This is a genomic window from Streptomyces sp. URMC 124 (assembly GCF_051386455.1).
Lineage (GTDB): Bacteria > Actinomycetota > Actinomycetes > Streptomycetales > Streptomycetaceae > Streptomyces.
This window is the reverse complement of record NZ_JBPQTS010000023.1, coordinates 14,585-26,956: the sequence shown is the minus strand read 5'-3', so window position 1 is coordinate 26,956 and position 12,372 is coordinate 14,585. Positions and strand designations below refer to the sequence as shown.

Sequence of the window (12,372 nt, the reverse complement as noted above, 5' to 3'; positions counted from 1 at the left end):
AGAGCACCATCGTGTCTGCCCCGGCCCCGCCGCGCGCCGACTGCATCGCGGACTCCGCGGGCGGGCTCACCTTCGACCTCGACGCCCCCGGCTCCGGGCCCGACCTCAGCGAGCCGGGCCACTGGACCGCCGCGCTGGTCCTGCGCCGCCGCGGCAGCGACGACGAGGCCGAGGAGGTCCGCCTGCCGCTCGCGCCCGACGGCGAGGGGCGGCTGCGCGCCGTGCTGCCGAGCACGGTCGCGCTGCCCGAAGGCCGCTGGGACGTCTACGTCGCCTTCGCGGACGCCGAGCCCCGCCGCCTGGTGCCCGGTCTGGCCGATCTCAGATCGCTGGTCGACCGCAGACCCGGGCCGAGCACCTCGCCGCTGGCCGTCCGCATCCCGTACGCGACCAAGCACGGCAACCTCTCCCTGCGCAGCTGGCTGCGCGGCCCGCACGCCGAGGCGGGCGACCTGCACCCGGACGCCTCCGGCCTGACCGCCCACGGCCGCATCCACCGCGTGGCGGACCCGGCCGCCTGGCTCACGGGCGCCGTCGTGGAGGCCCGCTGCCGCCGCGCCCCCGATCTCGTCGTCACCGCCCCGGTGACCCGGGAGGAGCGGGCGGAGGACGCCCCTGCCGACGAGGCCGACGGCCAGGAATTCTCCTTCACCCTGGAGTACGCCCGGCTCGCCGAGGAGTGGCGCGGCGGTCTGGACGTGTGGGACCTGTGGCTGCGCCCGGCCGACGGCTCGGAGCCCGCACGCCTGGCCCGCCTCCTCGACGACGTCGTGGACAAGCAGCAGATCTTCGCCTACCCCGCGCTGCCCGTCGACGCGGAGTACGCGCCCGCCCAGGCCGGGCCGTACTACACGGCCGACAACGACCTGGCGGTCCGGATCGAGGAGCGCCCGCCGGTCGCGGGCTGACCTTCTTGCATGTTGGAGACCTCGGCACGTCTGCTCCGTCTGCTCTCCCTGCTGCAGGCCCACCGCGAGTGGTCCGGCCCGGACCTCGCCGACCGGCTCGGCGTGACCGCGCGCACCGTGCGCCGTGACGTCGACCGGCTGCGCGAGCTCGGCTATCCCGTGCACTCCACGCCCGGCACGGCCGGCGGCTACCGGCTCGGCTCCGGGGCGCAGCTGCCCCCGCTGCTGCTGGACGACGAGGAGGCCGTGGCCGTCGCGGTGGGCCTGCGCACCGCGGCCGCGGGCGTCGACGGCATCGAGGAGACGTCCGTCCGCGCGCTCGCCAAGCTCGAACAGGTGCTGCCGGACCGGCTGCGGCGCCGGGTGAGCGCCCTGAACGCCTTCACCGTGCCGATGGTCTCCGCGCAGCGGGGGCCCACGGTCGACGCGGCGGTCCTCACCGAGCTGGCCGCCGCGTGCCGGGACAGCGAGCGGCTGCGCTTCTCCTACCGCGACCACAACGGCGACGCCACGCGCCGCACGGTCGAGCCGCACCGCCTGGTGTGCGCCCGGCGCCGCTGGTACCTGGTGGCCTGGGACACCGACCGCGAGGACTGGCGGACGTTCCGCGCAGACCGCATCACCCCCACGCCGCCGCACGGACCGCGCTTCGCCCCGCGCCGCCCGCCGGCGGAGGACCTGGCGGCCTACGTCTCGCGCGGCGTGTCCACCACCGCCTATGCCGAGCAGGCCACCGTGCTGCTGCGCGTGCCGCTGGAGGTGGCCGCGGAGAAGGTCCCTCCGGCGGTGGGGACGCTGGAGGCGGTCGACGGCGGCAGCTGCCTGCTGCGGACCGGCGCGCACACCCTCGACGTGATGGTCGTGCACGTCGTGCTGTTGGGCTTCGACTTCGAGGTGCGCGAGCCGCCGGAGCTCGTGGAGCGGATGCGCGAGGTCAGGGACCGGTTGTCCCGGGCGCTTCCGCCGTCTGCGGAGCGGTGACCTTGGCCACCTCCGGGTGGTGCAGGTCGAAGGCGGGCGACTCGGAGCGGATCCGGGGCAGGGCCAGGAAGTTGTGCCGCGGCGGCGGGCAGCTCGTGGCCCACTCCAGGGAGCGGCCGAAGCCCCACGGGTCGTCGACCCCGACGGGCTTGCCGTACTTGGCGGTCTTCCAGATGTTGTAGAAGAACGGCAGGTTGGACAGGCCGAGCAGGAACGCGCCGATGGTCGACACCGTGTTGAGGGCCGTGAAGCCGTCGGCCGCCAGGTAGTCGGAGTAGCGCCGGGGCATGCCCTGGGCGCCCAGCCAGTGCTGGACGAGGAAGGTGAGGTGGAAGCCCATGAACAGCGTCCAGAAGTGCACCTTCGCCAGCCGCTCCTCCAGCATCCTGCCCGTGAGCTTGGGCCACCAGAAGTAGAAGCCCGCGAAGGTCGCGAACACCACCGTCCCGAACACCACGTAGTGGAAGTGCGCGACGACGAAGTAGGTGTCGGTGACGTGGAAGTCCAGCGGCGGCGAGGCGAGGATCACCCCGGTCAGCCCGCCGAAGAGGAAGCTCACCAGGAAGCCCACCGCCCACAGCATGGGCGCCTCGAACGACAGCGACCCGCGCAGCATGGTGCCGATCCAGTTGAAGAACTTCACGCCCGTGGGCACCGCGATCAGGAACGACATGAAGGAGAAGAAGGGCAGCAGCACCGCCCCCGTGGCGAACATGTGGTGCGCCCAGACCACCACCGACAGGGCCGTGATCGCCATGGTGGCGCCGACCAGCGTCAGGTAGCCGAAGATCGGCTTCCGGGCGAAGACCGGGATGATCTCGCTGATGATGCCGAAGAACGGCAGGGCGATGATGTAGACCTCGGGGTGGCCGAAGAACCAGAACAGGTGCTGCCACAGCAGCGCCCCGCCGCTCGCCGCGTCGAAGACCACGGACGAGAACCGCCGGTCGGCCTCCAGCACCAGCAGCGCCGCCGCCAGCACGGGGAAGGCCAGCAGGATGAGGATCGAGGTGAAGAGCACGTTCCAGGTGAAGACGGGCATCCGGAACATCGTCATCCCGGGGGCGCGCATCCCGATGATGGTGGTCAGGAAGTTCACCGCGCCGAGGATCGTGCCGAAGCCGGAGAGCGCCAGCCCCATGATCCACATGTCGGTGCCGATGCCGGGGGAGCGCACCATGCTGCTCAGCGGGGCGTAGCCGGTCCAGCCGAAGGTGGCGCCGCCCTGCGGCATCAGCAGGCTGGAGACGACGATCAGGCCGCCGAAGAGGTACAGCCAGTACGCGAACATATTGAGCCGGGGGAAGGCCACGTCCGGCGCGCCGATCTGCAGCGGCATGATCGCGTTGGCGAAGCCCGCGAAGGCGGGGGTCGCGAAGAGCAGCAGCATGATCGTGCCGTGTGCCGTGAAGGCCTCGTTGAACGACTCGTTGGTCATCAGCTGCAGGCCGGGCCGGGCCAGCTCGGCCCGCATCAGCATCGCCAGCAGCCCGCCCCCGAGGAAGAAGGCGAACGAGGTGATCAGATAGAGGTTGCCGATCGTCTTGTGGTCGGTCGTGGTGAGCCAGTCGATCACGATCCGGCCCGGTCGGCGCTCCCGCACCGGCCCGGTGGTCGCCTGCGCGGTGTCCGTCCCCATCTGCGCTCCCTCGATGTCACCTTCGACGGGCTTTCGGGCTCACGCCATGATGCTCGCCCCGGGCCCCGTCGCGCGAGGGTGCCTCCTGGGGTCCGGGGGGCGGGCGCGGTCGGTCCGGCCAATCGGAATTCTTTATTCCGGATGTTTCCGGGGGAGGCTATTCCAGTGACCGTGAACACGGATCCGCAATATCCCGCGCGCCCGGTGTGCGGTCATTTCCGATGCGATCCCGGGCGATTTCGGCGGACCCCCCGAAAAGATGTCGCGCATTTCCCGCCGGGGATTCGTGAAGACGCTCCGCACGAGCCCGTAATCCCCGTAGGGGTGAAGAGTTCCACGGCAAACCACAACGGGTTCTCTGTGACAGAAGTGTGACCGCCGGGGGACGGCGGGGCCCCGCCCAGCGCGCTCCGGCCGCCCGGACTCCGCTTCCGCCCGGTGACGGGGCGGCCTACGGTGACGGGCATGGCACCTCTACCGAACCTCCCCGCCGATCCCGACGACGACCCCGCCGCCTACGTCGGCCTCCCCACGGCCGCCGCGGCCGAGCGGGCCCGCGCCCGCGGCTGGGCCACCGTGCGGGCGCTCGCGCCCGGCACCGTCGTCACCATGGAGTACCGGGCGGGCCGGCTGAACTTCGAGGCCCAGGACGGCATCGTCAAACGCTGCTGGAAGGGGTGACGGCACCCGCACGCACGACGGCGGCCCCGGAACCCCTCCGAAGGGGTTCCGGGGCCGCCGTTCCGCACGGGGAAGCGGGCCGTCAGCCGCCGACCGTCCGGCCGCGGCCCGCGGCCGGGCCCAGCGGGCTGGTGCGCGGCGCCCGGTCGGGGTTCGGCGGGCGGCGGCTGCCGGTCGGCGTGACCGGCGTCCGCTCGGAGCGGGCCGTGTGCGGCCTCGCCGGCAGGTGGGGACGCCCCTCGGAGCCCCGCGCGCTCGCCGAGCGGCTCCCGACGCCCACCGGCTCGCGGGCCGGCTGCTGGTCGTCGGCGGGGGAGCGCGGCGCGCCCACGGCCACCGGAGCGACCGGCGCGACCGGGGCGGGCACGAGCACGGCGCGCTCGCGCACCCGGCGCCACAGGGCCAGCAGCCAGGCCTCGGCGCGGGCCATCGGCGCCTCGAACCACGGCAGCGCGAGCAGCACCAGCAGCCCGGCCGTCCAGCCGAGGGTCACGTCGCTCATCCAGTGCGTACCGAGGTAGACCGTGGTCATGCCGACGCCCAGTGCGAGGAGCGCGGCGATCACCGAGGCCACCCGGCGGGTGCGCGGCGTGGTGGCCAGATAGGCCAGGACGCCCCAGGTCACCACGGCGTTGGCGGTGTGCCCGGAGGGGAATATGTCGCCGCCCGCGAACATCTCGTTCGAGCCGATCGAGGTGGCGTAGTGCGGACCGAGCCGGCCCATGCCGATCTTCGCCGCGCCCACGGTCGCGTTGAGCAGCAGCAGCGAGGTGCCGAGGACCAGCAGCGGCCGCAGCGTGCCCAGCTTGTAGGTGCGCCAGCCCAGCCAGGCGGCGACCGCGACGGCCGTCGGGCCGCGCTGGCCCAGGACCACGAAGTAGTCGAGGAAGGTGTGGATCTCCGGCCACTGCTTGTACGGCCGGAAGAGCATGACCTGCCAGTCGAACCGCACCGGCCAGGACGTGGTGAGCACGCCGACCACGATCGCCAGGTAGACCACGGAGGTCGCCACGAAGATCCCGAGGCGGGTCCGGGTCATCCGCGGCCGCACGGGCTCGGTCGGGCGCTCCTCCGCTTGGACGAGCTCGTCGTTGGTACGCACTCAATCGACGTTACATTGAGTGACAGGAAGCTTCGGCCGATCGGGCCTGTTTGTGATGACGATGTGATGTGGAATGCGTCTCAACCATGACGTGCGCCACATGGGATTCCCCGGGGCAACTCCCGCCCAGGAAATTCCCGGGCCGCTCCGAGTAGCTGTCCGGGCCCTATTTCCCGCCTTTGCCGGCCTTCGTTTATCGGGGATTGGCCGTGCCGTTCCGCTACGTTTTCCCGCGGTCCCGGGAGGGTGCCGGGCGGTCGTCCGGGAAAACGATCACGGGGGGCCGGAGCCGTGCAGCCAGAACGCCCCGTACACCGCGGACACCAGCACCACGGCGCTCACCGTCAGCACCGCCCGTACCCTCCGTGTCCGCGCGAGGGCCACCGCGAGCGGCAGCAGCAGCGGGAAGGCCGGCATCATCAGGCGCGGCTTCGAGCCGAAGTACCCCTTCGCCGTCAGCGCCAGCAGCAGCACGGCGCCCGCGTACCCCAGCAGCGGCAGCGGCTGGCGCTGCCGCACGCACGCCGCGTACAGCCACAGCACCAGGCCCACGCCCACCAGCAGGCCGAGCCCCGCGGGGAAGGCCGGGCCGAAGAGGCGCTGTGCGACGAAGGAGCCGAAGGCCAGCCCGCCGTCGAAGCCGTTGCCCCAGCCGCCCTGGACGTCCAGGTAGCCCGTGGGGCTGCCGGTCCGCACGCCGACCCAGGCGAAGTACGCGAGCCAGCCCAGCGGCGCGAGCACCGCGCCCAGCAGCATCGGGAACAGCTCCTGCCGCTCCGGCCGCCCCCCGCGCCGCAGCGCGGCCAGCACGCCCAGCCACACGGCCAGGACCACGGCCGCCCCCACCGGGCGCGTCAGCCCGGCCAGCGCCGCGAAGGAGCCCGCCCACACCCAGCGCCCGGTGAGCACCGCGTACAGGCTCCACGCCGCCAGCGCCGTGAACAGCGACTCCGAATACGCCATCGACTGCACGATGCCGACCGGCAGCGCGGCCCACAGCGCCACGAGCGCCACCCCCGCCCGCCGGCCGTACAGCCGCTCCCCGATCAGGAAGACCACCCACGCCGCGAGCAGTGAGGACAGCGCGGTCACCACCAGGCCCGCGTCCGCGGCCGACAGCGGGAAGGCCGCCGACAGGCCGCGTTCCAGCCAGGGAAGCAGCGGGAAGAAGGCAAGGTCCGAGTGGACCTTCCCGCCCGGCAGGTGAAGGGTGTAGCCGTAGCCGTCCTCGGCGATGCGCGCGTACCAGAGGGAGTCCCAGCGCGCCGAGAGCAGCTGGTGCGGGCTCTTGCCCGCGAAGTGTCCCCACAGCGCGAGCACCGCGATCCCCAGCGCCCGCACCGCCGCGTAGACCAGCAGGGCGGGCAGCGCGCGGCGCAGCGCGCCACGCACCCGGCGGGCGGCGGGGGGCCGGTCCGCCCCGGCGCCCGTACCGGCGGGAGAAACAAGATCAGTCACCGATCAATTGTCCAGCATGCGCGGAGCGCCTCCACGATCGGCCCGGACGGTGACGGAGCACACGGATCCGTGCCCGGGACTCGCGTACTCTGTCGAGTCACTCGCCCACGACGATTCCCCCGGCCTCCCCCCGGGCGGCACCCCAGGCCCGCAGTCCCCAGGGCCGGCGGGCGGACGGCGAGCGCACGACACGGAGGTGTGAATGTCCGGGACGACCACGGCCGGCCCGCCGCGGGCCGACGGCGTCCCCCGGCAGCGGTACCGGCGCGGACAGCGGCAGCGGCCGCCGTACGGGCCGGGCGCCGGCGCCGGGGCCAACCGCTGGACCGTCCTCGTCGTCCTGTGCGTCAGCCTGCTCCTCGTCGCCGTCGACGCCACCGTCCTGCACGTCGCCGTCCCGGCCGTCACCGAGGACCTGCGGCCCGGCGCGATGCAGCTGCTGTGGATCGTCGACGTCTACCCGCTGGTGTGCGCCTCGCTGCTGATCCTCTTCGGCACCCTCGGCGACCGCGTCGGCCGCCGCCGGGTGCTGCTGCTGGGGTACGGGCTCTTCGGCGCGGCCTCCGCGCTCGCGGCGTTCGCCCCCACCCCCGAGGTGCTCGTCGGGGCCCGCGCGCTGCTCGGCGCCGGCGGCGCGATGATCATGCCGGCGACGCTGTCGATCCTCCGCCAGGTCTTCCCCGACCGGCGCGAGCGGGCCCTCGCCGTCGGCGTGTGGAGCGCGGTCGCCGCGGTGGGCGCCGCGGTCGGGCCGCTGCTCGGCGGCTTCCTCCTCGAACACTTCTGGTGGGGATCGGTCTTCCTCATCAACCTCCCGCTCATGGCCGCCGCGCTGCCGGTCGGGCGCTGGCTGCTGCCCGAGTCGACCGGTCCCCGCGACGGGCCCTGGGACGTCACCGGCGCGCTCATGGCCGCGTTCGGGCTGTTCGGGCTCGTCCTCGGCGTGAAGCGGGCCGGGGCCGGCGAGGCGCTCAGCCTCGGCACGGTCGTGCCGGGGGCCGTCGGAGCGGCCCTGCTCGTCCTCTTCGTCCGCCGGCAGCGCCGGCGCACCCACCCGCTCGTAGACCTGCGGATGTTCGCCCGGCCCGCCTTCGGCACGTCCGTCGGGTGCATCGTGCTGGCCATGCTCGCGCTCGTCGGGCTGGAGCTCATAGCCGCCCAGTACCTGCAGCTCGTCCTCGGGCTCTCCCCGCTCGAGACCGGCCTGCGGCTGCTGCCGCTCACGCTCGCCGCGATGGCCGCCGGGCTCGTCGGCTCCCGGATGCTGCAGCGGCTCGGCCCGCGGACGATGGTCGCCCTCGGCTTCGTCCTGACCGCCGCGGCGGTCGCCTCGCTCACCGCGATGGGGCTGCAGGACCGCCCCGGGGTACTCGTCGCCTGCTTCGTCCTGCTCGGCTTCGGCCTCGAAACCACGCTCTTCGGCGCCTACGAGTCGATGCTCAGCGAGGCGTCCGCCGAGTCCGCGGGCGGCGCCGCGGCCATCGGCGAGACCTCCTACCAGCTCGGCGCCGGCATCGGCATCGCCCTGCTGGGCAGCGTCATGAACGCCGCGTACGCGCCCGGCGTCGACTCCGTCCCCGGCGTGCCCAGCGCGGCGGGCGCCTCCGCGAGCCACTCCCTCGGCGAGGCCTACGACGTCGCCTCCCGGCTGGGGGGACCCGCGGGGGAGGCCCTGCGGGTCGCGGCGCGGGACGCCTTCGTGCACGGCCTGCACGTGACGCTGGCGCTGAGCGCGTGTCTGCTGCTGGCGGGGGCGGTCGCCGCGCTGCGCCTGCCGCGGGCGATGGAGTGCGGGGCGGATGCGCCTGCGGTGCCTGCCGCGGCCCCGGCTCCGGCCCCGGCCGAGGAGGGCTCGGCACCGCCGGTCACGTAGCGGTCGGTTGTCCGCCGCGGCGGGAGAAGGGCTCCGGCCCCACCCTTTCCCCAACCCTTTCCCCCTTTCCCGGGGGCAAGCCCCCCGGCCCCCCTGGACTCGGCCGGTTACCCGGCCGTAGCGTGCTGGCGAAGCGAAAGACGATCACATTCGCCCGCACCCCGCCGGAGGCAGCCGTGTTCGACCCGCACGATCCCCTCGGGATCGAGGACCTGCTCAGCCCCGAGGACCTCGCCGTCCGCGACACCGTCCGCCGCTGGGCCGCCGACCGCGTCCTGCCGCACATCGCGCAGTGGTACGAGGCAGGCGAGCTGCCCGGTGTCCGGGAGCTCGCCCGCGAGCTCGGCGCGATCGGCGCCCTCGGCATGCAGCTCAGCGGCTACGGCTGTGCGGGCGCGAGTGCCGTTCAGTACGGCCTGGCCTGCCTGGAGCTGGAGGCCGCCGACTCCGGCATCCGCTCCCTGGTCTCCGTCCAGGGCTCCCTCGCGATGTACGCGATCCACCGCTTCGGCTCCGAGGAGCAGAAGCAGCAGTGGCTGCCGGCGATGGCGGCGGGGGAGACCATCGGCTGCTTCGGCCTGACGGAGCCGGACCACGGCTCGGACCCGGCCGGCATGCGCACGTACGCCAAGCGCGACGGCGGCGACTGGGTGCTGACGGGCCGCAAGATGTGGATCACCAACGGCTCGGTCGCCGGCGTCGCCGTGGTCTGGGCCCGGACCGACGACGGCATCAGGGGCTTCGTCGTGCCCACCGACAGCCCCGGCCTGTCCGCGCCGGAGATCCGGCACAAGTGGTCGCTGCGCGCCTCCGTCACCAGCGAGCTGGTCCTGGACGAGGTGCGGCTGCCCGCGGGCGCCGTCCTGCCGGAGGTCACCGGGCTGCGCGGCCCGCTGAGCTGCCTGAGCCACGCCCGCTACGGCATCGTCTGGGGATCGATGGGCGCGGCGCGCACGAGCTTCGAGACCGCCCTCGACTACGCGCGCACGCGCGAGCAGTTCGGCCGGCCGATCGGCGGCTTCCAGCTCACCCAGGCCAAGCTCGCGGACATGGCGGTCGAGCTGCACAAGGGGATCCTGCTGGCGCACCACCTCGGGCGGCGCATGGACGCGGGGAGCCTGCGTCCGGAACAGGTGAGCTTCGGCAAGCTCAACAACGTCCGGGAGGCGATCGAGATCTGCCGGACCGCGCGGACGATCCTCGGCGCGAACGGGATCTCCCTGGAGTACCCGGTGATGCGGCACGCCACGAACCTGGAGTCCGTGCTGACGTACGAGGGAACGGTGGAGATGCACCAGCTGGTGCTGGGCAAGGCGCTCACCGGCCTCGACGCCTTCCGGTAAGCCCTCGCCCCGGCACGGCTTCGCCGTGGCCGTGAAACTCAGCTCTGGTTGAAGAAGCCGCCGTTCGCCCGCCCCCTCGGCTCCCCGCTGACCACCATGTAGTCGGCGGGGGTCAGCAGGAACACGCGGTTGGCCACGCGCTCGATGGAGCCGCGCAGCCCGAACGTCAGCCCGGCGGCGAAGTCCACGACGCGCTTGGCGTCGTTGGGCTCCATGCCGGTGAGGTTGACGATCACCGGTACGCCGTCGCGGAAGAGCTCGCCGATGCCGCGGGCGTCGCGGAAGCCGTCGGGGGTGACGGTGGCGATGCGCGTGCCCTGTTCCTGTGCGGCCTCGTCCGCCACCCGCACCTTGGGGTTGGTGACCCAGGCGTCACCGGGCTCGGGTCCCTCGGCGTACTCGTCGTCGTAGTAGCGCTCGTCATCGCTGTCGTCGACGAGGCCGAGCCAGGCACTCGCCTTGCGCACCGATCCCATGGACGCCTCCTCTCACACGCGGGGTGTTCCGTCCGCTTCTCTATCGTCGTCCATGATGCGGATGGTGTGCCAAGTGGATAGCCGCCGGACGAGCATTTCGTGACGCATCTGGTGCAAACCGGTTGGCGGTGCGTCAGAAACCCCGCAGGCCCCTTGTAGCGCCCTGGACCTGGGCATATGCGGTTACGGCGGGCGATCGGGGGGCGCGGGGCGGGCCCCGGTCGGGTCGGGTGGTCAGGTGTTTAGGATGCCCGGGTCCATTCACACCACACACGGGGGCTGGGTTTTGTTCGGGATCATAAGGCCATGTCGGCATCGGTTGTCAGAGGCCATGCGCACGGAATGGATGGCGCATCTGTGCGGACTGTGCCTCGCGCTGCGCGGCGACCACGGACAGTTCGCGCGCGCGGCCACCAACTACGACGGTCTGGTCATCTCGGTCCTGGTGGAGGCGCAGTCACCGGCGGACGAGGGCGCCAACTCCTGGCGCCGCACGGCCGGACCGTGCCCGCTGCGCGGCATGCGCACCGCTTCCGTGGCCAAGGGTGAGGGCGCGCGCCTGGCCGCCTCGGTCTCGCTGGTGCTGGCCTCGGCGAAGATGCGCGACCATGTCGCCGACGGCGACGGCGTGTTGAAGCGCCGGCCGGTCGCCGCGGCGGCGCGCCGCGTGGCGGCGAAGTGGGACCGGGCCGGTGCCCGTACGGGAGCGGACCTCGGTTTCGACACCGCCGTCCTGGTCGACGCGGTCGAACGGCAGGCCGGCGTCGAGGCGCTGGCCGGTCCGGGGACGTCGCTGCTGGCGGTGACGGAGCCCACCGAGACGGCCACCGCGGCGGCCTTCGGCTACACCGCCGTGCTCGCCGGGCGGCCGGGCAACAAGGAGCCCCTGGAAGAGGCGGGCAGGCTCTTCGGGCGGCTCGCGCACCTGCTGGACGCCGTGGAGGACATGGCGGAGGACGCGGAGACCGGTGCGTGGAACCCCGTCGCCGCGACCGGCACCGACCTCGCCGAGGTGCGCCGGCTGTGCGACGACGCGGTGCACGGCGTCCGTCTGGCGCTGCGCGAGGTCGACTTCGCCAGCAAGAGCCAGAGCAGGCTCGCGCACGTCCTGCTCGCGCACGAGCTGGAGCGTGCCGTCGACCGGGCGTTCGGCACGACGAGTTGCGGGCACGCCGGGCACGGCGAGCACGCCGGGCACGGCGAAATAACGGGTGATGCGGGGCATAGCGGGCATTCCGGGGCGGAGGGTCACGCCGGGCATGTCGCGCTCCAGGACGGCGCGCCGCACGGGGCGTTCGGGCCGCCGCCGGTCATGCCGCCGGACCAGATGCCGCCCGGCCGGATGCCCCCCGGCGCGCCGCCCGAGCCGCCGCGGCGGGGGAGGCGGCGCGGGCTGCTGGCCGGCTGCGCGGTGTGGGCCACGCTTTTCTGCACGTGTCAGGTCTGCTGCCGGGATCCGTACTTCGACCCCTGGGACGGTCAGCAGCGTGAGGGCTGGTGCCACAAATGCGAGTGCGACAACTGTGATTGCAGCGGCTGTGGCGATTGCTGCAACTGCTGTGAATGCTGCGGTGACTGCGACTGCGGTTGTGACTGCGGCTGTTGAGTACGAGTGAGTACGAGTGAGTACGAGGGTGCGCCCCGTAGAACAGCGTGGTGCGAGGGGAGGGTGCGGCGGAACGCCACGGATGTGAAGGCGTAAGGGGGCGCCGCGCGCCGAGCGCGGTCAGCCCCGGGGGGTACCCGGAAGAGGTGCACGGGAGCCCGGACACGATGCGGACCACACCCGACCGAAGTCGATGTGGTCCCGGGTGACCAGCCGTTGCCCTGGGTGCATGGGCCAAGTGGAACAGCCTTCCGTTTCCGCGTCAACCGTGCTGAGACGGCCTGCCCACAGTGTGGACAGGAGTG

General features: G+C 73.1%; 10 protein-coding genes. 6 read left to right on the top strand and 4 right to left on the bottom strand.

Annotated elements, in window-relative coordinates; all coding sequences use genetic code 11:
• Window positions 1-11: 11 nt before the first annotated feature.
• Window positions 12-908, top strand: coding sequence for a hypothetical protein (locus ACSNOG_RS07210; protein ID WP_436751707.1), 897 nt, complete (start codon window positions 12-14; stop codon window positions 906-908).
• Window positions 909-917: 9 nt separating this feature from the next.
• Complete coding sequence (locus ACSNOG_RS07205; RefSeq protein ID WP_436751706.1) at window positions 918-1,889, top strand: helix-turn-helix transcriptional regulator; 972 nt, start codon at window positions 918-920, stop codon at window positions 1,887-1,889.
• On the opposite strand, the gene ctaD is transcribed toward ACSNOG_RS07205, so the two are convergent.
• Window positions 1,843-3,528 carry an aa3-type cytochrome oxidase subunit I gene (gene ctaD / locus ACSNOG_RS07200; protein ID WP_436751705.1) on the bottom strand — a complete coding sequence of 562 codons (1,686 nt, stop codon included), beginning with the start codon at window positions 3,526-3,528 and terminating at the stop codon, window positions 1,843-1,845. The two genes, ACSNOG_RS07205 and ctaD, sit on opposite strands and share 47 nt — an antisense overlap.
• Window positions 3,529-3,993: 465 nt before the next feature.
• On the opposite strand from ctaD, the gene ACSNOG_RS07195 reads away from it, so the two are divergent.
• Window positions 3,994-4,209, top strand: coding sequence for an I78 family peptidase inhibitor (locus ACSNOG_RS07195; protein ID WP_436751704.1), 216 nt, complete (start codon window positions 3,994-3,996; stop codon window positions 4,207-4,209).
• 82 nt (window positions 4,210-4,291) lie between these two features.
• Here ACSNOG_RS07195 and ACSNOG_RS07190 read toward each other — a convergent pair whose 3' ends face one another.
• Both ACSNOG_RS07190 and ACSNOG_RS07185 read right to left on the bottom strand, forming a co-directional pair.
• Window positions 4,292-5,311 carry a phosphatase PAP2 family protein gene (locus tag ACSNOG_RS07190; RefSeq protein ID WP_436751703.1) on the bottom strand — a complete coding sequence of 340 codons (1,020 nt, stop codon included), beginning with the start codon at window positions 5,309-5,311 and terminating at the stop codon, window positions 4,292-4,294.
• A gap of 273 nt (window positions 5,312-5,584) precedes the next feature.
• Window positions 5,585-6,769: a glycosyltransferase family 39 protein gene (locus ACSNOG_RS07185; RefSeq protein ID WP_436751702.1), complete on the bottom strand. Its 1,185-nt coding sequence runs from the start codon at window positions 6,767-6,769 to the stop codon at window positions 5,585-5,587.
• A gap of 202 nt (window positions 6,770-6,971) precedes the next feature.
• Here ACSNOG_RS07185 and ACSNOG_RS07180 point away from each other — a divergent pair, with 202 nt between their 5' ends.
• Window positions 6,972-8,642: an MFS transporter gene (locus tag ACSNOG_RS07180; RefSeq protein WP_436751701.1), complete on the top strand. Its 1,671-nt coding sequence runs from the start codon at window positions 6,972-6,974 to the stop codon at window positions 8,640-8,642.
• Between the two features lie 176 nt (window positions 8,643-8,818).
• Complete coding sequence (locus tag ACSNOG_RS07175) at window positions 8,819-9,985, top strand: acyl-CoA dehydrogenase family protein (protein ID WP_436751700.1); 1,167 nt, start codon at window positions 8,819-8,821, stop codon at window positions 9,983-9,985.
• 38 nt (window positions 9,986-10,023) lie between these two features.
• Here ACSNOG_RS07175 and ACSNOG_RS07170 read toward each other — a convergent pair whose 3' ends face one another.
• Window positions 10,024-10,461 (bottom strand): cell division protein SepF, encoded by a 438-nt coding sequence (locus ACSNOG_RS07170; RefSeq protein ID WP_058045069.1) that lies wholly within the window; start codon window positions 10,459-10,461, stop codon window positions 10,024-10,026.
• Between the two features lie 331 nt (window positions 10,462-10,792).
• Between ACSNOG_RS07170 and ACSNOG_RS07165 the strand changes: the two genes are divergently transcribed.
• Window positions 10,793-12,067 carry a DUF5685 family protein gene (locus ACSNOG_RS07165; RefSeq protein WP_436751699.1) on the top strand — a complete coding sequence of 425 codons (1,275 nt, stop codon included), beginning with the start codon at window positions 10,793-10,795 and terminating at the stop codon, window positions 12,065-12,067.
• Window positions 12,068-12,372 lie beyond the last annotated feature (305 nt).